The 24,734-nt window shown below is 52.4% G+C and carries 22 protein-coding genes; 11 read left to right on the forward strand and 11 right to left on the reverse strand.

Features of this window, described 5'->3' with window-relative positions:
- Positions 1-68: 68 nt before the first annotated feature.
- The 3 genes from ACFE8Q_RS19600 to ACFE8Q_RS19610 form a co-directional block, all read right to left on the reverse strand.
- The gene (locus tag ACFE8Q_RS19600; protein ID WP_375447131.1) at positions 69-956 is read right to left on the reverse strand and encodes a hydroxypyruvate isomerase family protein; all 888 of its coding nucleotides are present in this window, start codon (positions 954-956) and stop codon (positions 69-71) included.
- A gap of 64 nt (positions 957-1,020) precedes the next feature.
- Positions 1,021-1,686, reverse strand: coding sequence for a DUF1080 domain-containing protein (locus ACFE8Q_RS19605; RefSeq protein WP_375447228.1), 666 nt, complete (start codon positions 1,684-1,686; stop codon positions 1,021-1,023).
- 241 nt (positions 1,687-1,927) lie between these two features.
- Complete coding sequence (locus ACFE8Q_RS19610) at positions 1,928-2,398, reverse strand: hypothetical protein (RefSeq protein ID WP_375447132.1); 471 nt, start codon at positions 2,396-2,398, stop codon at positions 1,928-1,930.
- A gap of 382 nt (positions 2,399-2,780) precedes the next feature.
- On the opposite strand from ACFE8Q_RS19610, the gene ACFE8Q_RS19615 reads away from it, so the two are divergent.
- The 3 genes from ACFE8Q_RS19615 (at position 2,781) to ACFE8Q_RS19625 (ending at position 4,735) form a co-directional block, all read left to right on the forward strand.
- On the forward strand, positions 2,781-3,431 hold the full coding sequence (locus ACFE8Q_RS19615; protein ID WP_375447133.1) for a hypothetical protein: 651 nt from the start codon (positions 2,781-2,783) through the stop codon (positions 3,429-3,431).
- Between the two features lie 62 nt (positions 3,432-3,493).
- Complete coding sequence (locus ACFE8Q_RS19620; RefSeq protein ID WP_375447134.1) at positions 3,494-4,303, forward strand: PD-(D/E)XK nuclease-like domain-containing protein; 810 nt, start codon at positions 3,494-3,496, stop codon at positions 4,301-4,303.
- Between the two features lie 36 nt (positions 4,304-4,339).
- Entirely contained in the window at positions 4,340-4,735 is a 396-nt protein-coding gene (locus ACFE8Q_RS19625; protein WP_375447135.1) for a hypothetical protein, read from the forward strand.
- Positions 4,736-4,870: 135 nt separating this feature from the next.
- Here ACFE8Q_RS19625 and ACFE8Q_RS19630 read toward each other — a convergent pair whose 3' ends face one another.
- Positions 4,871-5,998 (reverse strand): lactonase family protein, encoded by a 1,128-nt coding sequence (locus tag ACFE8Q_RS19630; protein ID WP_375447136.1) that lies wholly within the window; start codon positions 5,996-5,998, stop codon positions 4,871-4,873.
- Between the two features lie 97 nt (positions 5,999-6,095).
- Between ACFE8Q_RS19630 and ACFE8Q_RS19635 the strand changes: the two genes are divergently transcribed.
- The gene (locus ACFE8Q_RS19635; RefSeq protein WP_375447137.1) at positions 6,096-6,758 is read left to right on the forward strand and encodes a hypothetical protein; all 663 of its coding nucleotides are present in this window, start codon (positions 6,096-6,098) and stop codon (positions 6,756-6,758) included.
- Positions 6,759-6,852: 94 nt separating this feature from the next.
- Here the strand turns inward: ACFE8Q_RS19635 and ACFE8Q_RS19640 are convergent, their stop codons facing one another.
- Positions 6,853-7,569 (reverse strand): S24 family peptidase, encoded by a 717-nt coding sequence (locus tag ACFE8Q_RS19640; protein WP_375447138.1) that lies wholly within the window; start codon positions 7,567-7,569, stop codon positions 6,853-6,855.
- A 122-nt stretch (positions 7,570-7,691) separates the two neighbouring features.
- Between ACFE8Q_RS19640 and ACFE8Q_RS19645 the strand changes: the two genes are divergently transcribed.
- A complete protein-coding gene (locus tag ACFE8Q_RS19645) occupies positions 7,692-8,957 on the forward strand; it encodes a DNA polymerase IV (protein ID WP_375447139.1) in 1,266 nt (421 codons plus the stop codon).
- Between the two features lie 160 nt (positions 8,958-9,117).
- Positions 9,118-10,284, forward strand: a complete 1,167-nt coding sequence (locus ACFE8Q_RS19650) for an NAD(P)-binding domain-containing protein (RefSeq protein WP_375447140.1) — start codon at positions 9,118-9,120, stop codon at positions 10,282-10,284.
- 78 nt (positions 10,285-10,362) lie between these two features.
- On the opposite strand, the gene ACFE8Q_RS19655 is transcribed toward ACFE8Q_RS19650, so the two are convergent.
- The 6 genes from ACFE8Q_RS19655 to ACFE8Q_RS19680 form a co-directional block, all read right to left on the reverse strand.
- Positions 10,363-11,091 carry an SDR family oxidoreductase gene (locus ACFE8Q_RS19655; protein WP_375447141.1) on the reverse strand — a complete coding sequence of 243 codons (729 nt, stop codon included), beginning with the start codon at positions 11,089-11,091 and terminating at the stop codon, positions 10,363-10,365.
- Between the two features lie 203 nt (positions 11,092-11,294).
- Positions 11,295-11,669: a nuclear transport factor 2 family protein gene (locus tag ACFE8Q_RS19660; protein WP_375447142.1), complete on the reverse strand. Its 375-nt coding sequence runs from the start codon at positions 11,667-11,669 to the stop codon at positions 11,295-11,297.
- Between the two features lie 172 nt (positions 11,670-11,841).
- The gene (locus ACFE8Q_RS19665) at positions 11,842-12,150 is read right to left on the reverse strand and encodes a DUF3784 domain-containing protein (protein WP_375447143.1); all 309 of its coding nucleotides are present in this window, start codon (positions 12,148-12,150) and stop codon (positions 11,842-11,844) included.
- An 83-nt stretch (positions 12,151-12,233) separates the two neighbouring features.
- Positions 12,234-14,648: an OmpA family protein gene (locus ACFE8Q_RS19670; protein WP_375447144.1), complete on the reverse strand. Its 2,415-nt coding sequence runs from the start codon at positions 14,646-14,648 to the stop codon at positions 12,234-12,236.
- A gap of 173 nt (positions 14,649-14,821) precedes the next feature.
- Positions 14,822-16,528: a gliding motility-associated C-terminal domain-containing protein gene (locus ACFE8Q_RS19675; protein WP_375447145.1), complete on the reverse strand. Its 1,707-nt coding sequence runs from the start codon at positions 16,526-16,528 to the stop codon at positions 14,822-14,824.
- Between the two features lie 290 nt (positions 16,529-16,818).
- A complete protein-coding gene (locus ACFE8Q_RS19680; protein ID WP_375447146.1) occupies positions 16,819-18,000 on the reverse strand; it encodes a CaiB/BaiF CoA transferase family protein in 1,182 nt (393 codons plus the stop codon).
- 245 nt (positions 18,001-18,245) lie between these two features.
- On the opposite strand from ACFE8Q_RS19680, the gene ACFE8Q_RS19685 reads away from it, so the two are divergent.
- From ACFE8Q_RS19685 to ACFE8Q_RS19705, 5 genes are all read left to right on the forward strand, one after another.
- Entirely contained in the window at positions 18,246-19,067 is an 822-nt protein-coding gene (locus tag ACFE8Q_RS19685; protein ID WP_375447147.1) for a hypothetical protein, read from the forward strand.
- Positions 19,068-19,201: 134 nt separating this feature from the next.
- Complete coding sequence (locus ACFE8Q_RS19690) at positions 19,202-19,465, forward strand: hypothetical protein (RefSeq protein ID WP_375447148.1); 264 nt, start codon at positions 19,202-19,204, stop codon at positions 19,463-19,465.
- A 298-nt stretch (positions 19,466-19,763) separates the two neighbouring features.
- Entirely contained in the window at positions 19,764-22,637 is a 2,874-nt protein-coding gene (gene carB / locus ACFE8Q_RS19695; protein ID WP_375447149.1) for a carbamoyl-phosphate synthase large subunit, read from the forward strand.
- Between the two features lie 99 nt (positions 22,638-22,736).
- The gene (locus ACFE8Q_RS19700; protein ID WP_375447150.1) at positions 22,737-23,723 is read left to right on the forward strand and encodes a DNA-methyltransferase; all 987 of its coding nucleotides are present in this window, start codon (positions 22,737-22,739) and stop codon (positions 23,721-23,723) included.
- On the forward strand, positions 23,720-24,661 hold the full coding sequence (locus tag ACFE8Q_RS19705; RefSeq protein ID WP_375447151.1) for a hypothetical protein: 942 nt from the start codon (positions 23,720-23,722) through the stop codon (positions 24,659-24,661). Before ACFE8Q_RS19700 ends, ACFE8Q_RS19705 begins: the two co-directional genes overlap by 4 nt.
- Positions 24,662-24,734: the final 73 nt, after the last annotated feature.

The following is a 24,734-nucleotide window of genomic DNA, read 5'->3' on the forward strand; positions in this document are numbered from 1 at the left end:
GTCATTCGTTTTAAGCAATGAATGACTATCAATGACCACCTGATGACTATTTGATGACCAAATTAGTGCTACACGTCGCACAGCAGAACGGCTTCGCGCAGGCTGGTGAGCGGGTCGCGCTTGGGAATGAATTCCTGCGCTACATACCCCTTGAAACCGGTTGCTACAATGGCTTTCATCACGGCCGGATAATAAATCTCCTGCGTTTCGTCGATCTCGTTCCGGCCCGGATTGCCGCCCGTGTGGTAGTGACCGATGTACTGATGACTCTCCTGAATAGTGCGGATGATGTCGCCTTCCATGATCTGCATATGGTAGATATCATAGAGCAGCTTGAACTTGTCGGACCCCACTTTTTTACAGAGTTCAACACCCCAGGCCGTATGGTCGCACATGTAGTCTTTATGGTTCACTTTGCTGTTCAGCAATTCCATGATCATGGTGATACCATGCTTTTCGGCACTGGGCATCAGGCGTTTCAACCCTACAGCGCAGTTTTCCAACCCAACGGCATCCGACATGCCCCGGCGGTTACCCGAAAAGCAGATAACGGTAGTCATGCCAGCGGCCTTGAGTTTAGGAAAGATTGCTTCGTAGCTGGCCACCAGTTCGTCATGGAATTTGGGGTCGTTGAAGCCATCGTTGATGCCCTTTCCGGCTCCCTGCGGCAGCGCCGACGTGAGGCCGTACTTTTTCAGCACCGGCCATTCTTCTGGTCCGGTGAGGTCGATCGACTTGATACCCATCGACTTGGCTGCCTGGCAAAGCTCCTCCAGCGGAATTTTGCTGTAGCACCACCGGCATACCGAATGGTTGATGTTCCCCTTCAACGGAGCGGCCACTGCTGCTTTAGGAGCCGTAGGATCGGAGTCTTTCATGAGTTGTGCAAAAGAAGGTATAGCGCTCATTGAGAGGGCAGTACCTGTTAGATTTCGGAGGGCGCGGCGGCGTTGCATACGGTGAATGAGAGAGGTTTCAATGTACAGTGTTCATCATCCACTGTACATTGAAAATTGAGCTTTATAATTCGCGAATACGGATGTTGCGATACCAAACCTGGTTTCCGTGGTCCTGAAGCGCAATTTTCCCCGTCGCGTATTTACCAAAATCGGGCCAGGTTTTGAATTTGCTTTCCGACACCATCTTGTCCCATTCCGGGCCGGATGTAGGGTATTCGGCCGTTTTTTTGCCGTTCAGGTATTGCTCGGCTTTGCCATCCTTGATCATCAGCCGGGCTTTATTCCATTCACCGGCTGGTTTGGCAGCGTTGAGCGTAACGGGCTTCTGCAAATCATACAAGGCACCGGCGGTCCGGTTTCCGTCACGACCCTGCTTGGCATCGGGGTGACGTTCATTGTCGAGCACCTGCATTTCAGGGCCTGTCTGGTAAGTAGCATGAAACTTGGGATCCTCCTGAACGTGGTAGATAATCCCGCTGTTTCCGCCTTCGGCAATTTTCCATTCAATTTCCAGATCGAAATCGCCGTAGGCTTTATCCGTCACCAGGTCACCTATTCCACCTGCAGTTAGGTAAATAGCTCCATCCTGAACTACCCATTTTTCGGTAACCGGCTGTCCGGGCTTCAGGTAGACATGCCAGCCGGTGAGGGTTTTGCCATCAAACAGCGGCTCCCACGGTTTCTGTACGTTTTTGGTGACGTTCCTGGCGGGGGTGGTCAACCGCATACCGGCAGGATCGCGGTCGGCGATGGAGTTAGGTACGTTGAGGAGCAAGGCTAATGCAACTGCGCCTCCGGTAGTCAATTGAGTGAGATTCATCGAAGAAAAGACGTTGGTTTCGATTGTATCAGTACGTCATTCTGCAAAAGTGCTTATTAATGCGCTTTTACCCACAACAAAAAGGCGAGTCTTCAGAGATTCTGACTGAATGCTCTGAAGACTCGCCTTCTGCGGCCGACCAGTTTACTTATTGTTCTTTCCCGGGCTTGTTATCATAACCCGCGTTGTGCGGATCATACTGCCGGGTTGGGTCATCGCCTTGCTCCAGGTACGTTGCATCGCCCCGGTGCAGCAATGCTTCGTCAGACGGGTTATCGGGCAAGCTCTCCAGGTGCTTCGCTTCGGCATCGCTCATGCCCCGCGGCGCAACATTGTCGGGATTCAACTTTTCAGGATCGATATCCCATTCCTGATACGTACCCACGCTTTCGCCGGCGGGTGCGTCGGGGTTGTTATTGCTGAAAGTTTCGGCCCGCGTTTCGGCTACATAGTCACGATTTTGATCGTCCATGTCGGCGCCCGAGGTGCTGTCTTTATAGGTGTTGGTGCCTACTCCTTCTGATTCATGTCCGTAATCTGATTTTCCCTGTTGATTAGGGTCTTGCGAGTAATACTCAGGGTCGACGTGATCGGGATCGAAAGGCGATTTGGTTGCCATAGCGTTGAGGGATTTGTTTCGTATATAACCCCGCCCGTTCATGACTTGTTTTAAACGGCCAAAACAGCCGATTTGAGCGCTTTTCCCGGCAAACTATAATACAACTAAAACAGTCGGATAGAATCGCTGCGGGCGGTGTGCCCAAGATAGAGGATATAGGAGCTGGAAGGCGTTTTAACGTGCCTTCCGTCGGTGATTCAGGGGATAAACAAGGGGGAGTATACGGGAACTTTTTGGCGGCCTCTTATGCGATAAAAAACGAATACTATATTTTTCTATTTGATCAATTATGCGTATCTTTAAACCAGTAAACAACACCCCTATAAAAGGCAAAAGGGGTCTCAACCGGACCCCCTGCTCGAACAGTAAACAACAAATACTAATGAACACGCAAAACAAGAACACAATCGAGACATTTCAAAACGCTCAGGTGGTTAAACCGTACCAAATGATTCATGAAGGCACGGGTGAAGTGGTCAGTCGGTACAAGTATCTGGAGGGTCATCCGCGCCAATACCGGTTCGATGCCAAAGAAGGTGTGTTCAATATCAACGGCGCAGAGAAGCTGGGGCGGACGCTCACTTTCCAGCCCATCGCCTGGCGCATTTTCACGGATAACATCCTGAATATGGGCACAAAGAACTGGGCCGAACTGTTTTTTATCGACGAAAAAAACTGCGTGTCCGCCGTTCTTTTCCACGGCTATTCGGTCGATAATATCTTTCGGCTCATCGAGCCGCTCTACTACGATGACCTGACCCTGGCCGACGTAGTGATCACGGCGGTGGCGGAGAAAAAAGAGAATAATAAAATTCAGCCGAAGGGAGTTTACTACATCGCCAACTTCTCCTACAAGATGGCCAATCCTGAGAAATCAGCCGAACTCAAGCAGTTCGCTCAGGATTACAAGGTGTTCCGCCAGGAAACACTAACCGACATCGCAAACATAAAAACGGCGTTCAACTATTATAACCCGTTTGCTCACGCTATCGACGAACCAGCGTCGGGCCTGCTGGCCGCTGGCGTAGAATAGTGTACACCTCACCGATACGTCGGACCGCCCCGACGTATCGGTGAGGTAAAACCCACTCACGTATGACTCCATCCCTGCTGGCCGTATCACCCGGACGGGCGTTAGTTGCCCGCGACCCTGGCCTTGATTACCGTGCCCTGCCGCGTATTTCCAATTCCGATCTGACCCGGATCAAAGAAGAACAACTGGGCTACCAACTGTCGACTCGCCAAAGCAGCGGGCGCGCCCGTAGCTTTGGCAAAGCGTTCCATCAGCATCTGCTTGAGCCCGAAACGGTGGGCACGGTGCTGGAACAGTTGTTACCCGACCTGACCAACAACCGCCTGGCCAGCAATGACCTTCGTCAGCTCGACGGCGATCCCGCATCTGGCCTGATGGACGCTGTTCGCCATGACCCGTTCTGTCGCCGTTACCTGCGCATGGCCGAGCAGGCAAAGATGATCGGTACAGCCAGTCGGGAAATGGCGGAAGCCGAACGGGAGCGGGTTGTTCTGTTTACCGATCCAACCACGCAACTGGCCTGCAAATCGCGCCTGGATCTGGTGTACACCAGCCCGAAACGGCAGAACGCGCTGATTTTTGATTTTAAAACAACATCGGCACGTACCCAGGCCCAGTTTCTGCAAAGCTGCTACGATTACGACTACGACCGGCAGGCGGCATTCTACCTCGATAGCCTTCGCTATGCCGACGGCCACGAATGGGCCACGACTAAACGGTTCCGGTTTGTGTTCGTTGGCGTGATGAAACAGACACCTCATCGCCTCTTCGCCGTAGACGCTACATCGCTGCCGGGATTCATTGACTACGGCCGGAAAAAGTACCGGTTCTGGCTTAAAAAGTGGCAGGAAACCAGCGGGTTAACGGACTAATCGGCATGGTTTTTTGTTCTATAGAAACAACAGACTATGAACACGAAAACGCCGTCAACAACCCAGTTGGCCGACACCGCTGCGCTGACTGCCCTTCTGCTGTCGGTACGGCCGTCGCCAATTCAGTTCGACTGGGGAACCGACAATCTGGTGCTTTGGATCGAAGACCTCAGCACCACAGGTACGTTGCTCGATCAAATGCGGGAAGTCATCAGTCGCGTAGCGTTTGCCATTGAATTACAAACCGGCTGGGACCACCGGACCGACGAGGCGTTGTATCATCCGCTCTACGGCTATCGAATCCTCCTGCGCGACGCGACGGGCCTCTGGCATGGTGTGCGGGTCAACGCCGCCGGTGAATTTGTCGATACCCTTCCGCTGGAAGAAATCAACTACGAAATCGCCTACGACAAGGTGATGTGGATTGAGTGATAGTTTAAAGGAACGCGGATTTAAAGGGGTTTACGCGGATTTTTGGATTAAAGAAGATTGGCTCCGCTTAGAGCTAGTAATCCATTTCAATCCAAAAATCCGCGTAAATCCCTTTAAATCCGTGTACCAATCATCCTACTGCCCAGAGATAACACATACGGGGGCGGGGATTTTTAATTCCTGACCCGTGGTCGTCAACATACCCGTGCTGGCATTGCGTTTGAAGACAACCAGATTATCGGTGTCCTGATTGGCCACAATGACAAACTGACCGCGCGGGTCGAGCCAGAAATTACGGGGTGTTTTGCCGCCCGTAGGTACGTGCCCGACAAGGGTGGGAATACCATCGCTGCCGACCTTCAGCACCGCCAGCGCATTATGCCCGCGATTCGACTGGTAGATATATTTTCCGGCTGCATCGATATGAATATCGGCCGATGTGTTTTGCTCCTTGAAGTCAGCGGGGAGCGTGGCAATACCATCTTTGATCAGGGTGAGCGAACCGGTTTTGGGGTCACGGGCAAACACCGCCACAGACGAGGTCAGTTCCTCGACCAGGTAGGCAAACCGCCCGTTGGGATGAATGGCCATGTGGCGTGGCCCTGACCCTTGTTTTACCGTCACAAAGGGAGTAGCATTCGGCTCGGGTTTGGTGCCGCCGATAGTATAGATGTAGACCCGGTCGTTGCCCAGATCAGCTACGTACACCTGCTTGCTGTCGGGCGAAACCGTAGCCGAGTGCGCATGTGGCCCGTCCTGACGCGAATTGGCCGGGTTGCTGCCCGTGTACTTGACCCGTTCGACCAACGTACCCAGCTTTCCATCGGTGCCAATAGGCAGAGCCGTGAATACCCCACCGCCATAGGCGGCCACAAAAGCCATTTTTCCCGCTTTATCGATGCTGATATAACAGGGGCCAGCGCCATCCGTCACCTGCTGATTCAGCAGTTGCAACGTACCTGTGGCCTTATCAATAGCATAGGCATTGGCCCCGGCTGTGCCACCGCTAGCTTCGTTGACGGCATATAAATACTTTTTAGAGGGATGTAGCGCCAGAAAGGATGGGTTCTCGTTATTCCTGGCCGTTCCGATGATTGACAGGGCACCGGTTTTCCGATCGAGTTGAACCACGTAAATGCCTTCACTACCCCGTCTCGAATACGTACCCACATAAAGTCGATCAGCGGCTGAAGTAGACTGTGCCTGGACACGCGACACCGTACCGATGGCTAAGAGGCTAACAAAAAAAAGGATGTATTTCATGGGGTAACTCGTTACTAAAAAGTAGGTTAAAAGTCTTCACTCAGGTTGGTTATGTCGAAATACATCGACAACCTTGCCAGGTATATCACACATAATTATGACACGCAACCTGTTTACGCTGCCTAAACTAACACTAGCCAGCCTGTTACTGAGCACGGCAAGCGCATTTGCTCAATTTGGTACGCTGCCCAAGGCTGTACCATCTACGGCATCAGCCACTACTACGGCGGTTGCCTCAACTTCCACGGCGGCCGATTCGGCGGCAGCCAGCCTTGACCAGGCAGTGGCGGCGAATGCCAAAGGCGACAAAGCCGCTACCGTAAGTGCGCTAAATGCGGGCGTAGCGGCGGCCGAGGCACAGGCCGCAACCAGCAAAGGCGATTTCAAGGATAAGCTAATGAGTCAGGCCAGCAATCTGAAGAACTTAATTCCGGGGGTGGCGAGTGGTGCTGTATCAGGCAACATTCTTACGAAAGCCGTTTCGCTCGTAAAAATGGCGCTGGGTGCCAATCAGATCAGCAACTTGCTTGGCGGTGGCGGAAGCCTGCTTAGCTCAGCAGGCGCACTGACAGGCGGCCTGAACCTGCTGAAAGGGGGCCTTCCTTCGCTGGGTGGCCAGGCAACGAGTACAGGCGGCTCTCTCATCAGCAACGCGTTGTCGGGCGTGAGTAAACTCGGAGGCATCGGCGGTGCCGCCGCGGAGCCAGCCGTAAAACAACAGCTCGGCGGCGTACTCAACTTTGCGAAGGGGATTTTGTAAGGTTCAATGTCTACCGTTTAAAGTCCAATGTGCTCTGCTACTCCACAAACGTGAGAAGTAGCAGAGCACATTGGACTTTAAACGGTAGACTACTTTATTCGACTGGCGAATCGACGATGCTGATGATTTTCCAGATGCCGCGCAGGTCTTTATGCCCCACCGTGACACTGCCACCCAGCGGATTGTCGGAGTGAAGCGTGAGATAGCGCTTGGTCATCAACTCGTTGTCGCGAATGCGTTTTACCACAAAATAGTCGCGGTACATGACCGCATAGATACCGCCCGACTGGTATTCCCAGTTGCTTTGATCAACCTGTTCGGCCAGCACTTTAGCGCCGTTGCCCAGTTGAGGCGTCATGCTGTTTCCCGAAATTTCGATAACCACAACCGGCTTGTTGGAACGAACCGACGAACTACGTACCCGGTAGGTATCCATATCCATTTTTCGGAACCCCTCCGTATACGTTTCTACAAAACTGGCGTAAAACTTAATGGGCACAAACGGAACCTCGATCAGGTTTTCGTCTGTCACAATGAACTTACTGTTGCCACCCTCTGCGCCATCGGCCAGCACGGGTTGAATACCCCGCAACAGAAAATCGGCCCGTATCTGAGGGTAGCAGGCCAACAGGCTCATGATCGTATCATAAGAGGGTTTTGCCCGGCCACTCAGAATATTATAAAATTTCGACGGATTTTCCCCTAAGTCTTTGGATATCTGATAGATGGTCATCCCCAAAGCCTCGAATACCTGCTTGAGTCGATCCTGAATCGTTTCCACTGCCTCGATGTTTATTGCACAGTCTTCCATTTTTATGATATAAAATTTGGATAGTGTGTTACAAGTAAAATATATTGCACCCTTTCAATGCAAGTTTACGACAAATTACTATCAAAAGGAAAGCATACCCTATGAGTTTTAGCTGATATTTCATGAATGACAACCGCCTGCGTACCCATCTTGAGCCAACGGTGCTTTTTGTCGATATGAACAGCTTTTTCGCCAGTTGCGAACAGCAGGACAACTACTGGCTACGAGGGCGTCCGGTGGCCGTATGCGTATATACGGGGGCGCATGGCTGTGTTATCGCGCCGTCGATCGAGGCGAAGCAGCGCGGGGTAAAAACGGGCATGCGGCTCAACGAAGCGATGGCGCTTTGTCCTGATCTGGTTCCGGTTCAGACCAGCCCCAATCGTTACCGGTCGTATCATACAAAACTCATCAGGGTTTTCAAACGCTTTTCCGACGATGTGCTGCCCAAAAGCATCGACGAAGCCGTGATCGACCTCACGCGCTACCAACTGGCGTACAAGAGCATGCCCGAAACGGCACAGCGCATCAAGCAGGCCATTCGCACCGAGGTGGGCGACTACCTGCGCTGTTCCATCGGCATTGCGCCCAACGCCTTTCTGGCCAAACTGGCCTCCAACCTTCAGAAACCCGACGGGCTGGTTATCATTTCGCCCGGCAATATCGACGAGGTATTGGGCAAGCTCACCCTCACCGACCTGCCCGGCATTGGCGCCAACATGGCGGCCCGGCTGCAAACTGGCGGGATCAACTCGCCGCTCGACCTACGCTATGCCTCGCCCGACCGGTTGAAGCTTGTCTGTAAAAGCATTATTGGCTGGCACTGGCACCTGCGGCTCAATTTTGGCGGCGAGGTAGACCTGGCCACCCACGCGTACAAACAGATGCAGGCCATCCGGTCAGTATCGACCGAGCAGCGGCAATCGCCCGACGGGCTGGAAACGATTTTGCGCACCCTCTGCCTGACCCTGGAACGACGCATGGTTCATCAGCAGTTTTTCTGTCGTCGGCTACAGGGCTGGGTACGTTACCACAATGGCAAACGCTACGACGATGAACTGACGTTCAGCATTCCGATGCAGGATGGTATTGAGCTGTTCGACCTGGTGTTGAGCCGGATGAAACGCTACCAGGAAATGCACCGAAGCGGCCCGCTGCTCAACCCCGACGTGCGGCAGATCGGTGTGGGCGTCAGCGATTTCATACCGGCCAACAGCGTGCAGTACACCCTGTTTGAGGATAGCAGCCGCAAAGACAAATTCCGGCAAACGCTGCACGCCATTAAAGCGCGCTTCGGAAAAAATAGCCTCATCCGCGCCACCGAACTCCGCGACGACGTACCTGTAGACCTCATCGGATTCGGCTCGATCAAAGACTTGGGTGAGTAGTAAAGACCGGGTTCTTCCTTTTCCCCAAAATACTGACAGACAGCTATTTTACGTTAGCCGTGCCTGCACCGGTCAATACCCTTGCTGGTACATTGGCAAACCGTCTGGTAGCTTATAGCTGATTAGTAACGCTGCATTTTTATCGCCCAACTCGTCCACTATGAATCACGAGACTACTACGCTCATCATCGGTGCCGGACCGTTTGGGTTAGGGCTGGCTTCCTATCTACAGCAACGTCGGCACGAGTACCAACTCGTTGGCAAACCGATGGAGTTCTGGGAGCAGCATATGCCCAAAGGAATGTTGCTGCGCTCGAACACCAATTGGCATCTCGATACCGACAACCAGTGGACCATCGACCGCTTTTTTACCGAACACTACCCAGCCCGACCCCTATCTGATCCGATTTCGCGGGAGCACTACATCGAATACCTAACCTGGTTTATCGAACAGACTGGCATCCCAGTGACGTCGACCTATGTTCGGCACTTGTCAAAAACGGGTGACTCGTTCACGGCTGAACTCGATAACGGCGACACGATTCAGGCACAGCACGTGGTCCTGGCCACAGGGTTTCAGTATTTCACCTGTTTCCCTGCCAACCTGCTGGCGCTGTTGCCAGCGGGGCGTTTCCAGCATACCTGCCACGCCGTTCAGATGGACGTCTACCGCGACAGGCGTGTGCTCATCGTGGGCGGTCGGCAGAGCGCGTTCGAGTCGGCTGCACTACTGCGCGAGGCAGGTGCCAGAGCAGTCCACGTCAGTTACCGCCATGACACACCGCGCTTCGAGGAGGCAGACTGGTCGTGGGTAGAAACGATTGTGGCGCAAATGGCTAATCAGCCCGCCTGGTTTCGGGAGTTATCGGCCGAAGAGCAGGAACAGTATCGCTATAAGTTATGGGCAGAAGGCAGGCTAAAAGTCGAGCCGTGGCTCGAAGCGCGGGTTTGCCAGCCCAACGTGACGCTGCATCCGCACACCGAACTCATTGCGGCAAGCCTGGACACAGATAATTCCCTGCGCGTCAGCCTTAGCTCGGGCGAGCAACTTCTTGTCGACGATGTGATGCTGGCCACTGGTTACCAGGTAGATGTGAAGCGGCTACCTTTTCTGTCAGCATCGCTCCAGGAGTCATTGGCTGTAAACAATGGTTTCCCACTACTAGAGACAGACTTTCAGAGTAACGTACCTGGCCTGTATTTTAGCAGTTTCCCCGCCGGGCAGTCGTTCGGGCCTTTTTTTGGCTTCACGGTAGCTGTTCGTACAGCCGCTCTACTCATCGGCAAATCGCTCTGTGAACGAATGCCCATCCCGTTGGGGCAGTAGTCACTTATGCCTTGCTTTTTTGTGGTCGTGTATGGCTCCGTGCGTCGTGCTCAGAGTCATACACAACCGCTTAACGAATCAACGGGCAGCGTTCATTCGGCTGAATATCGTGCGTAGCTCATCAGGTGTACCGTTGGCCATGGCATCGCTGGGGCCGAACGTCACGTCTGTTTTTCCTTCTTTCAACTGGTCGAATACGCCGTTAATGAAATCGCTAACGGGCGGCGCGTGATCGTGTAACCCCTTTCCGCCCAGATCCGTGTTCAAGGCGGGAGGAATCAGTTCGATGACTTCGATGCCTCTATCTGTCAATAACGAACGCAACGACAGAGTGAACGAATGGAAAAACGCCTTGGTGGCCGAGTACACGGGCACTTTTGTGAACGGCACAAACGCCAGTCCCGACGTTACGTTGATGATTGAGGTCAGAGCGGGCAACTTGATAAACAGCGAGGTAAGGTGCAGCGGTGCCTCCACGTTGACTATCAGTTCACTTTTCGCCCGTTGAAAAAAATCCTCATCTGACACAGACATCCATTGCTGAACACCCGCGTTGTTGACCAGCACATTTACATCGGGGTGTTCATCGGCAATCCACTGGTAGAGTTGCTCCCTTTCTTCGGCAACCGACAAATCACACGTCCGGGTAATCACCGAAGGATATTTAGCGGCCACTTCATTCAGCACAGATTCCCTTCTGCCGCAGATAATTACGGTATTGTTTTCCTGAATGAACCGCTCGGTCAGGCCCAGGCCAATGCCTGACGCGCCGCCGGTAATCAAAATTTTGTTGTTTGTAATCTCCATCGCTTTGTTGCAAAAATTGACAGCACAAAGGTAGAGCCGAACCTACAGTAGGCGCTTGCACTCATCAATCGAAGAGTTGCAAAATTCAACGCATCCGTGGGCTCTCTTCCACTCTGACACAATCTCATGGCAAGCGGAACGTACCTGGCCGTACTTAGTCAATCCAATGGACAGTAGCCTGACCGATAATCCAGTTGGCCAGATTAACTCGTGGGGCCATCTAAATACAGATATAGCGCTTTGATAAGTCCGTTATCAATGATGGCGATGTCCATTCCGCTGGCAACAGGGATTGCATCGGCCGGCCCCAATGTCCAGGCTACATGACTCACTCCATGGTTGATTACGGCTGGCTTTTTCAGCGTAAAGACGAACTCGGGTGGCCATTGGGCTTGCAGCGTTTTAATGAGTGCATCGATCCCCTGATGCCCCCTGATGGCTTCTCCCTCATCCGTTTCATAAAAGACAATGTCGGGGGCATAAATCTGCGCCATCACTTCGAGCCGATGGGCGTCATCACGTTCACTCCACACGTTCAGAAGGCTATCTTCCAGCAATTGTTCCAGTTTATCAGCCATGCTTATTTGAATCGGGCCAGCAGCTAAAACTACTGGCATCGTCTTGGAAAACAAAAACAGTTGAAAATACGCTAAAATCTCCCCAGATAGCCAGGTAAACCTATTTTGAACTACCCAAGTGCTTCCTGTCAGCGATAAATAAACCCCGCAATGCTAAACCCGCAATGCTAAACTACTTGTAATACGTTTGAGCACCGGCCAGAGCTACCACACCGCTGATCATGGACAGGACCATAAAAGCCACAAAGGAGAATATGTCAGAGCTAGCAGATAAGAAAAGGTAATTCAGCACCGCTATGCCCAAAGCGGAAACCCCCGTGCCAATGGCACATTTCCCCATCCATGTGGCTAATCCATCGCTATCCTTTACCTGGCCAGGATCGTAGCCAGCAATCAGATTAGCCAGTTTGAACTTGATAATGAAGAAGCCCATCAGGACAAACAATGTACCAATGATCAATAAAACTACTGTTGCTACCATTTTCGGTCCCTTCGCTCAACACCAGACGAGTGGCAATAGGCTGGATTTTTACGACCAAGCTATATTGATGTAGCCTGAGCTTTTTATTTGATTGCCAGCACCTTGAATTCGGTGCGGCGATTGCGCTGGTGTTCATTTTCGGTGCAGATCACACCGTCGGTGCAATTATTGACCAGCATTGATTCGCCATAGCCAGTTGCCAGCATCCGGTTGCGGCTGATGCCTTTGGAAGCCAGGTAATCGGCTACGGCTTTGGCCCGGCGCGTCGATAGTTCCTTATTGGCACCCGCCTCGCCCCGGCTGTCGGTATGGGAGCGAATTTCGATGACCAGCGTCGGGTACCGGCGCATGGTTGCCAGCATTTTGTTCAGCTCACGAGCCGCATCCGGGCGGATGGTGGAGTTGCCGAGGTCATAGTAAATGTTGTCGATGGTCACTACATCACCTACGTGCAACATTCTGACCATCGCCACCAGTTCTTTCGGTTTCGATTTTTTCGCAACCCGCTTTACCTTGCTGGTACTGGTTCCATAGAGCGGCTTACTGGCTGTAAGCGTATAATCGCAGCCTTCCATGATATCGAACTCATACATTCCGTTCGCATCGGTCGTGGCCAGTTCAATTTGCCCGTTGCAGTCGTTCTTCAGCTTCATGATAACCCCTTCGATTGGCGAGCCATCACGCTCACCAAGCACGGTACCCCGAATGCGCGAGTTGACCAGCGGCCGCGAAGGTTTAGCGGCCTCGGTATACACGGTATCGACAATTACGGTAGGCCGCATCATCGACATCTCGAGCCGCGACGGTTGATCGTCGGTGAGGTCACGGGTCGATAAACCGATGGTACTGTTGATGTAGCCGTCGCGCGAAGCCGTAAAGATATAATCGCTCTCCGCCTCGACACAGAGCCTGACCTGACCGTTTTTATCGGCCATCAGTACCTGGTCTGTTTGTCCAACGCGCTTGCCTCTGATCGTCACCACGGCGCTGTCTATAGGCATATCGGTTGCCACATCGAACACCCGGACGGTGAGGTCACGGCAACCGAAGAGCGAGCTCTCGCGCGTGAATCGGAATATATCGTCCGAACCATTGCGGTTACTGCTGAAGTAGCCCGAATGGCGGGTGCCGTCGGTGATGAGGCCATAGTCGTCGGCATTGGTGTTTATGGGCGCATCAATGGCCTCCACCGCACGAACGGTTGGTCCATCCATAGCAGCATAAAAAATATCCAGCCCGCCCAACCCGCGCCGCCCGTCTGTTGAGAAATATAGGTTTCCGTTTTCGTCGGCAAAAGGGAAAAGCTCGTTGCCTTTGGTATTGATGGTTGGCCCCAGGTTCATGGCTTCGCTCCAGCGGTTGTTTACCCACCTCGACACATAGAGGTCGGTTCCCCCTATTCCACCGGGCATGTTTGAGACGAAGAACAGCAACTGGTCGGGCGTGCCGTCACGACCTTTACACAACGCCGGATGGCCCACGGCATAATCATCGCTGTTGAAAGGCAGTTCGGTTATGTCGGTCCAGGCCCCATTGACTTGCCGGGCGGTGTAAAGCTTCAGCGTATTGACATTCTCTTCGCTGGTTTTGGCTTTGCCGTTGTTGTAATTATTGCGGGTGAAGATGATCTGCGACCCATCGGCCGAGAAGGTAGCAGGCCCTTCGTGGTATTTTGTGTTCAGCGACTGCGTAAACTGGCGGGCAGCATTAACGGGGCGTTTGTCGTAACCGAGTCCCTGCGCCACGTTGATACCTCCCTGAAACGTGACCGATGTGCGGGAATCGTTGGCGGTAGGCGCCGTATACTGATCGCTGCCAACCGGCCGTGGCCCCGACGCTGCCCGTGCTGCCGCCGTTTCTTTTTTCACATCCATCAGTTCGCCGTCGGCGTTCATCCGCCGCTTGGCTGTGAGTTGGGCGCGGTTAGGTACGTAGATGAGATCAAGGTAACCGGCCCCTCCCCCGCTCCCGCTCGTTTCAATGGTCGATCCCCCTTTGCTGCCAGCCACATAAACCAGCCCATCACGGTAAAACATGGGACTAAACTCTTCATTGGAGGTATTCAGGCTGAGATCGTCAACCTGATAGCGCACCACCTCGCCCCGTGCTCCGGCAGGTCGGCCATTGGCGGTGCTGGGAACGGTAGCCAGCCGCTGGGTACGTTGTTGTTCCTTCAGCACCTGATAGCGTTCATACTGTTCCTGCGCTTCCTTAAATTTACCATTGCTGGCCAGCGTCTGTGCATAGGCCAGAACGGCCGCAGGTTGTTCCTGGCCGGGCGTTATCGTTGTTTGCCACTCCCTGAACATCCGTTCGGCTTTCACATTGTCGCCCACAGCGCGGTAAGCCTGGGCCAATGAAACCTGCGCGCCACTACGCTGCGCCACATCCAGTTTAGGGTTATTCAGTAGCTGTGTGTATAGATCAATAGCCCGCCCATAGGCTTTATAGCTAAGCATCCGGTCGGCCTGAATCAGCAATGAGTCGGGTTGTTGCATTGAGCCAGCTACCGCCGGACTACAACAGCCTAGCAGAAGCAAGCAAAAAAATAAGTGAAAAAGCCGTCTCATAAGTACTGATGCGGTGTTAATCTCATCTGCTGGCAGTTGGATAGTACTAATGCAGTTGAGATAACGATTTTGTCTAAAGGTTTAGTCGGATATGAGGCTGTCTATCGGGCTATGGTTAAAAATCGAACGTACTCGCGACCGTCGCTGACACGTACCACGTAGAAGTAGGTCCCATCGGGAAGCCCCTGGCTGTTGGTAGCGCGTATTCCCTGGTTTGTCTGACTCTCCCAATCATTTTTGTAGTTTGCATCAGCATACACCCGGTGGCCCCATCGGTTAAAAATCTCAAGATTAATTGTGGCTGTTGTTGGTACTCCCTGAATCACAAAACGGTCGTTAATACCGTCCCCGTTAGGCGAGAAACCCTCGGGTATAAATATACTGCCCGCATCGGGAACATCGGGAAGTTTAATCACAAGCTTTGTACTGTCAGCGTCAGTGAGTGTGTTGCTTTGCGAGAGTGTCACGGCCAGTTTGGCGGCACCGGCTATGCACGGCCCCAGCCCGTCGGGGTCGGGGGTGGAAATAGCAAAATTGACAATCCCTTTATTCCGATCCGATTCAGAAGCCACATAACGGGGCTGTAGCGTTGTCTGGCCGGTAAACAAACCCGTTCCGGAACAGGCCCAGGCCGAATCGAGCCGGATACTTTCCGTACCAATTCCCCGGATGCGGGCTTTGAGGCAAACCACCCCCCGTTTCTGATCCAGCGAGTCGAGCGTAAGGCTGATAGCGGGCGGGTTACTCAGGCAGGGGGCAATTCCGTTGGCACAGGGCGTAATCAGAGCCGATACCGCTACCGGCTGGCTCAGGCACCCCTCCCGGCTTCGGGCCGACAGGTAGTAAACACCAGCCAGAACGGCTCCCACCGAACTTACTTCAGGAGCATCGACCGATGGGCCAGTTCTAAATTCATACGTCAATGCCTGTTGAAACGATGTACCAATCGCGCTGGACAGATCAGCCGTCAGGAAAGGGCAGGTATTCTGCACTGTTGTTTTCTGGAGAGGCGTTGGTTGGGCGGGCTGTACCCGAAGCGTCAGTACCGCAGAACTGTCGCTTTGGCACGTACCTACGCGGCATACGGCCCGTAAATGACTGGTTTGGCGGGGCGCAAATGTGCGGTCGGCACCAACGGCTCCGTCAGACCAACGTACCTCGCCTGCACATTGACCGGCACTCAGTTGCACCGACTGCCCCAGGCACAAATCGCCGCTGCCCGATAGCCTCACGAGTGTAGGAACGGTAGGCACGGCCAGTTGCACAGTTAGTGGCGACGAGGGCGACCCAGCGCAGCCTTCATGCACACAAGTGGCCTGATAAACAGTTGTCTGACTGATCCGTACGGTAGGGGTAGCCCCTTCAAGGGTAGCATCGGACCAGCGAATGGTACCGGCACAATTGGCGGCAGTGAGCGTGGCAGCATCACCGGCGCACAGTACAGGCGTGTCCGTGGTCAGTTTGGGTGCTTCGGGCGTGCCAACGGTGACGGTATAAGCATCGGCAAAACAACTGACGCACCCCTCCGGCAATCGGCAGATTGCCGTGTAGCGGGTTGTCTGGTATGGCGTAACCCGGATACCAATTCCCTGCTCACCCGTCGACCAGATAACCGTACCAAGGCACCCCGACGCGGTTAACGCGATGGTCTCGCCCCGACAGATGCGGGCCCGCTCTCCAGACACGATAGGCGGGCCGGGGGGCTGGCAGGTCAGGGAGGAGGGTGTGGTACGCACCGGCGAGGCCACAGCCCATACCGACGAGATCAGGATCAACCAACCCAGAACCGTAAACTTAATAACGTTCAATGTATACCTTTTCACCAAGCACTTCATGATTTATACTCACGTTTGCTTTTGTGACGAAATTTCATGCCAAGCTTGTATCCTCCCAACATGATAGCTTTTTTACGGACTTATAGATCATTTTTACGGAGCTTTCTTACTTAAATACCTCCGTAAAAACCGGCCCATTTTTCAGCGCGCCAGAACATCACAAATCATGCCAGACAGGCACCATCAACTCTCCTTAATCACTAGACTACTATTCTTTAAGACAGCATAAAGACGATTAGTCACACAGATAGCACACCTAAAAGTCACGAAAATCGATTGAATGAACCGCCAAGCTGGGCTAGTATCGCGTCAGTATCTTCTCCCAACTGCGGAGCAGACCAGGCAGGTTGCGCGGGCGTTTCTGAAAACTTGATGGGTACACCCACGCCCGCCACCGGTCCGGCTACAGGGTGAGGTTGCGTCACGATCATCTGCCGGGCCTGCAAGTGCGGGTCGTCGGCTAGTTCATTGAGCGTCAGAACGGGCGTAATCAGCAGGTCGTGTTCAGTGCCCAGTTTCACCCATTCAGCCTGAGTACGTTCGGCCATCAATTGTTGAATCAGTTGCTGGCACTGGTTTACCCGATCGGGTGATTGCGGCAGCATGAAGCCCAGCCAGTCTGGCCGATCAACGAGTGTGCAGAACTTCTGCCAGAATTTTGGCTCTAACGTACCCAACACCACGTACCTGGCCGTATCCTCATCCCGGCAGCGGTATACGCCGTAATTAGGCTGTCCACCAGACAGGGGCAGATGACCCCGTTCAGGTACGTTGCCGGTTCCCGCAAAAAGCGCATGAGCTACCGACAGCAGGGGCATCACACAGTCGGTCATCGACACGTCGACGTGCTGGCCTTCACCACGTTGCTGACGGGCGTAGACCGCCGCCAGCGTAGCCATCACACAGCCATACGACCCACCCGCAATATCGGCCAGTTGAACGCCGGGCATTACAGGAGTCTGGTCTGGTTCGCCCGTTAGGCTGAGCACACCCGACAGGCCAAGATAATTGAGATCATGCCCGGCCAGATGTGCGTACGGTCCCGTTTGGCCGTAACCCGTCACCGATACGTAAATGATCCGGGCGTTCCGGGCGCGGGCAACGGCATAACCAAGACCCAGCCGGTCGAGGTAGCCGGGCCGAAATTGCTCGACCAGTACGTCGGCGGTTTCAATAAGCTTCAGGAACGTCTCGCGGCCTTCGTCGGTGGTGTAGTCGAGCAGAACACTCTTTTTGGAGCGATTGTAGGCCAGGTAATTCACCGACTCACCATTGATGTGTGGCGGAAACATACGTACATAGTCAGGGCTGGCAGGATGCTCGATTTTCAGCACCTCCGCCCCCATATCAGCCATGAGCATTGTACCTAATGGGCCGGGCAGCAGCCTCGTAAGATCAAGAATGCGCAGCCCGCATAAGGGACCGGTGGTAGGGATTCGGGACATACAGGCAAGTTACGTTAATCCATTTTATCAGACTGCACGGGGTACACCCGTAGCGATAGACCGTTTTTTCTAGTTGAAAATTCTAAAAATGAGTAAACTAAAGTACTCAGCTATGTATGGTTATTTTTAGCCAAAAGTTAATTGATTGCCTAAACTATAGTTACTGGAACTGACTACTGGTATTTATCTCTTTAGACACTGATTGTAATTAGTACTTATCCTTGTGGTTAAGCCATTCACTACCTATGAGATCAGTTTTATCGCTTATTTTTTGTACCCTGCTGGGTTCAATATCCTGTAGTGCCCAACCCGTTTTATCAACTCCAGAAAAAATTTCGTTACCAACTAAAGGCACATTCTACTTTTCGTGGGGATACAACCATGAGACGTATTCACGCAGTACCATTCGCTTTCAGAATACCACAACCGACAACTACGATTTTACGATCGCGAATGCCCACGCACACGAATCGCCCGATATGCACGATTTCTGGCGGATAACGTACCTGACTATCCCTCAGTATCAGATGAATGGGGGGTATTATTTCAAAAAAGCGAAAGGATGGGGCATTGAGCTATCCTGGGATCACCTCAAATACACCGTCGATGATTACCAGCGGGTGCACATCCAGGGAAATATCCGGGGCGAAGCGGTCGATAAAGACACCACCCTGACGCCTTCCTTTCTGCATCTTCAGCACACCAATGGCAACAATTACTTAATGATCAACGCCGTGAAAAAGTGGCCGGTCTGGCAGGGTGGTAAGCATTTCTCGCTAGATGTGGTTACCAAAGCCGGCGCGGGCATGCTGTATTCGGTTACCATTTCAACCATTCTGGGCAGCTCTGATCAGAAAGGTCATTTTCATCCACAGGGCTGGGTTGTGGGTACCACGGCTGGCCTGAAATTGAACATCTACAAGCGCTTCTTTATTCAGGGCGATGGCCAACTTGCCTTTGCCAACTATACGGGTGCCGAAATTGGGGCCGACCGCGTTGGCCGCGCCACACACCACTTCCTCTCCTACGCCTACATGTACCGCTTTGGCATGAATTTTCCGCTCTAGCTCGCAGGTACGTTGTCCTCCGGAGGCCGGTGACTGGCGTGGCAAAATCCAACGCTCAATAACTACTTACTCCTGTAAACAATAGTCAGGTCATTGCGTTATAAGCCTATTCAACTACTAGACTGATAACGACTATGGCTAACCACAAAACCACAGACCAACCTGGGTCGAACGATAAGCAACCACATAGCGAACGGACCCGCAATCACGAGGCGCACGATACGAGTTTCACGCGCCCCAATGGCGAACAGACGATGCAGTCGTCGAATAAAAGCAAGCAGTCTCCTGAAGAAGACCACAATCCAGCCAGTAGCGAACCAAAGAGCGAACTGGCCGAGGAGCGCGGCGGGCATGGCCACTCCGGGCATAGCAGCAGCCGCAACGGCAGCCGGAAGTAAGGACTTTTCTCAATCGATCAACAGCAGAAACGGTGTTCTGGCGCACAAGCGTGGAACACCGTTTTTTTAGTCGTACAGGGCTGATGCCCTGTACGAATCGTAAAGGAGCCATTGAACGTACCCAGAGCTGCAGGGCTGGTGCCCTGTATAACACGGATACAATTTAATGAACGGTATCGTTGGTTTGCCTGCCTGTAGCCCGTACTTTTGCGGGATTTTTGCCCATACCCCTCAGGGGTAAGTGGCCAGAATCGGCTCGTTGTTGTCCATCGTTCCATCCGTTCTTTTCGGCCCCGTTATGCCAAAAAATTCCTCTCTCCGCTCGGTTCTCATTATTGGCTCCGGCCCCATCGTTATTGGTCAGGCCTGCGAATTCGATTACGCCGGGTCACAGGCGGCCCGCTCCATTCGTGAAGAAGGCATCGAGGTAGCATTGATCAACTCCAATCCGGCCACGATCATGACCGACCCCATCAACGCGGATCACGTGTACCTGCTGCCGCTGGAGAAGAAATCGATCGTCGAAATTCTGGAAAAACACCGGGCTATGGGTCGGCCCATCGACGCGGTATTGCCTACAATGGGTGGCCAAACGGCCCTGAACCTCGCCATCGACTGCGACAAAGCGGGCATCTGGAAGAAGTATGGTGTGCAGATCATCGGTGTGGACATTAAGGCAATTGAAACCACCGAAGACCGCGAGAAATTCCGGCTGTTAATGCTCGAACTGGGCGCGGGTGTCTGCAAAGGCCGTACCGCCCGGTCATTCCTGGAAGGCAAAGAGATTGCCCAGGAAATTGGTTTCCCACTTGTTATTCGCCCTTCGTTCACGCTTGGCGGCACCGGCGGCGGCTTCGTGAACGTACCTGAAGACTTCGACAAAGCCCTGACGGCGGGCCTCCATGCCTCACCCGTACACGAAGTGCTGGTGGAACAAAGCGTGAGTGGCTGGAAAGAATACGAACTAGAGCTTCTCCGCGACGGCAACGGTAACTTTATCATCATTTGCTCCATCGAGAATTTCGACCCGATGGGCATCCACACCGGCGACTCCATCACGGTGGCCCCGGCCATGACCCTGCCCGACACGCTCTACCAGAAAATGCGCGACCTGTCGATCCGGGTAATGACCGGCATTGGCAAATTTGCCGGTGGCTGTAACATCCAGTTTTCGGTCAACCCCGAGACCGACGACATTATCGTGATCGAAGTGAACCCGCGTGTAAGCCGGTCGTCGGCGCTGGCGTCGAAAGCAACGGGTTACCCCATCGCCAAGATTTCGGCGAAAATGGCCATTGGCTATAACCTCGACGAACTGATCAACCCGATCACAGGCACTACATCGGCCTTCTTCGAACCAGCCATCGACTACGTGATCGTGAAAGTACCCCGCTGGAACTTCGATAAGTTTCCGGGGGCCGACCGCTCGCTGGGGTTACAGATGAAATCGGTGGGCGAGGCAATGGGTATTGGCCGGAACTTCCAGGAAGCCCTGCAAAAAGCCTGTCAATCACTCGAAATTCGCCGCAATGGACTTGGTGCTGATGGCCGCGAGCTGTCAGACATAGCCGCGCTGAAGCATAGCCTGCAATATCCAAGCTGGAATCGTCTGTTCCATATCTACGATGCGTTTAAGGCGGGTATGTCGTTCAGTACCATTCGGAAGCTGACCCGAATTGACCCCTGGTTCCTGCACCAGATTGAGGAGTTGATCGACCTGGAGCGCGAGATTGAGAAGTACGACCTCGACGATCTGCCACCCGAACTGTTGCGCACCGCCAAGCAGAAAGGCTACGCCGACCGTCAGCTCGCGCATATTCTCCAGGTACGTGAAAGCAAGATTTACCAGTACCGCCAGGAACACAATATTCGTCGGGTATACAAGTGCGTGGATACCTGCGCGGCGGAATTCGAAGCCAAAACGCCTTATTACTACTCGACCTTCAATAACCAGTTGCCCATCACCCTCGACCGGCCCGAACCCGTATCGGATCTGCCCGGTAACGAGTCGATCCGGTCGAACCGGAAAAAGGTGGTGATTCTTGGTTCGGGTCCAAACCGCATTGGTCAGGGAATCGAGTTCGACTATTCGTGTGTCCATGGTGTACTGGCGGCGAAAGAGGCGGGTTACGAAACGATCATGATCAATTGTAACCCCGAAACCGTGTCGACCGACCCCGATATTGCCGACAAGCTGTATTTCGAGCCGGTTTTCTGGGAGCACGTTCACGCCATCATCATGCACGAGCAGCCCGAGGGTGTGATTGTACAGTTGGGTGGCCAAACGGCGTTGAAAATGGCCGAGAAACTAACCCGTTACGGCATCAAGATCATCGGCACCAGTTGGGATGCCCTTGACCTGGCCGAAGACCGGGGCCGCTTCTCCAGCCTGCTGCACGACCTGAACATTCCGTATCCGAAATTCGGCACAGTGCGCGAATCGGAAGCGGCGATTGATCTATCACGCGAGTTAGGTTTCCCGCTGCTGGTTCGCCCCAGCTACGTACTGGGTGGGCAGAGCATGAAGATCGTGATCAACGAAACGGAGCTGGAACAGCACGTGATGAAGATCCTGAGCGACATTCCCGACAATAACATCCTGCTCGACCATTTTCTCGAAAACGCCATCGAAGCCGAATCAGACGCCATCTGCGACGGTGAGAACGTGTACATCATCGGTGTGATGGAGCATATCGAACCGGCGGGTATTCACTCGGGCGACTCGTACGCGCTGCTGCCCACGTTCGATCTGAGCGAAAACGTGATCCGGCAGATAGAAGAATACACGAAGAAGATTGCCGTGGCGCTGCAAACGAAAGGGCTGATCAACATTCAGTTTGCCATCAAGGACGAGACCGTGTATGTGATCGAAGCCAACCCCCGCGCCAGCCGCACGGTGCCGTTCATCTGCAAAGCTTACCAGGAGCCGTATGTGAACTACGCCACAAAAGTGATGCTGGGTGCCAAGGTGACCGATTTCACGTTCAACCCCGTGAAGAAGGGATACGCCATCAAGATTCCGGTATTCTCGTTCAGCAAATTCCCGAACGTAAACAAGGAACTCGGCCCCGAAATGAAGTCGACCGGCGAAGGCATTTACTTCATCGACGACCTCACCGACGATTTCTTCCAGAAAGTATACTCGGAGCGCAATCTGTACCTGAGCCGGTAGGGCCTGTAAGCAGGCCGTTTTTTAAGCCGCATAGCTTCCGTCCACGGAAGCTATGCGGCTTTTTCTTATTATTGTATAAGTAACAACGAACAGTCTTCGATGAATCCGACTATAAGGGCGGCCACTCGCCAAAAAGAATTACCTCCTCTTTTTCAAGAAAGTTTACAGAGGGGTCAGATACACTCCATGCCTAATGATACGACCGAACCTCAACTAGCTTATACGCATCCAAACGGGCAACTTTGGCAAGGCGACTCGATAAGTTGGATGAAGACCCTCCCTGATCAATCAGTTGACCTTGTCTTTGCCGACCCTCCTTATAATATCAAAAAAGCAGACTGGGATACCTTTGCAAGTCACGAAGCATATGTTGCCTGGTCTATACAATGGATTGAGCAGGCGGCTCGGATCTTGAAACCATCAGGTACGTTGTACATCTGCGGCTTCTCTGAAATTTTGGCCGATTTAAAAGGCCCATCTATGCGGTTTTTCACAGGCTGTCGGTGGATAATTTGGCATTATAAAAACAAAGCAAATTTAGGAAATGACTGGGGCAGAAGCCATGAAAGTATTTTGCACCTTAGAAAATCTAAAAGTCACACGTTCAACATAAATGATGTAAGAATACCTTACGGTGAACATACACTCAAATATCCCACTCATCCCCAGGCAGAAACAAGTCAATTTGGAAAAGGTCGTGAAGCAAGTCACGTTTGGTCACCAAATCCTAATGGGGCCAAACCAAAAGACGTGATGGATATACCAGAAGATTTAATTGAAATTCCGACAACTTGTAATGGGATGCATGAGAAAACGCCTCATAAAACTCAAAAACCGGAAGAATTATTAAGAAAGATTTTATTAGCTTCTTCCAATGAAGGAGATACTATTTTAGACCCTTTTTTAGGTTCAGGCACAACAGCCGTATGTGCTGACCAATTAAAGAGAAAATGGCTTGGGTGCGACTTAAGCCCAGAATATATTGGATGGGCAGTTGACCGTTTAGAACTGGTTGAAAGATGGCCAATTGAAAAGTGGAAAAAGTATGATTTCGATAACCAGAAGCGACGGACCGCTATTCGATGACTATTAAGCAACTGGCGGAGCACGCTACTGATAAAACAAAGTTCAAGACGCTAAATGGTTTCTTGGAATTCTGCCAGCACTACTTGGAATTTGTGATTAGAGAAGGCAGTTTACAGGCAGTTATTGTGTCACAGAATGAGAATCACTACCATTTCTTCCAGTACGGAAAGTCGGGCAATTACCAGATAACGCGCCCAATTAATTCCCAGTTGATGTACGAGGCAGGAGATTTTGATCCGATCCGTAAATCGTTCGTATCGACTTTACAAACGCTGCATCGTACAACCGCCGATATTGAGTTGCGTACTCAACTAAACAAAGCCGTTTATACTATTCAACAGAGCATTGGTGCTGCATTAGATGCACTACCAGTTGGCCAAAGTAATAAAGCACGTAAGATTAACGGTACGTTGTTTGAGAATTTCATTCGTCTGATTTTAATCGAAATTGGCATTGATGCAACAGCAGGGACAGTACGAGTCCCCGTTAGTATGGACGACGGGGACTCATTTAAGATGAATTACCAGCACGACCTGATTGTCAGTTATCAGGGAGACGTGAAAGCAATTGGAAGTGTCAAAACATCAAGCAAAGACCGGATCGATAAGATCTTCATTGATAAGTTTTTATACTCGAAGCTAACAGGTAGTGACTTGCCCCATATTGCCATATTCCTGAATGACGTGCAACGCAAGGGAGTATCTCCAAAATACGGTATTAGCTCTACATTTCTGCCCGGTCATTTCAGAGGCTACACGGTGAAGTTGAATCCGCTGGACGGCGTTTACTACTGTGACATCCGGCCTAACATGGTTACAGAGCCAATTTTGAGGGATCATATCAAAACGTTTGATCATTTGCTTTGCACGGACATATGGAAATTTCTAAAACACAAGGATGACCTACCAGTAGAGATTAAAAGTGAGGTATCTAGCTAGATAGCGATTTCTTCCAGAAAGTATACTCGGAGCGCAATCTGTACCTGAGCTGGTAGAAAGCGCGGACGTAGTG

Source organism: uncultured Fibrella sp. (genome assembly GCF_964250085.1).
Lineage (GTDB): Bacteria > Bacteroidota > Bacteroidia > Cytophagales > Spirosomataceae > Fibrella.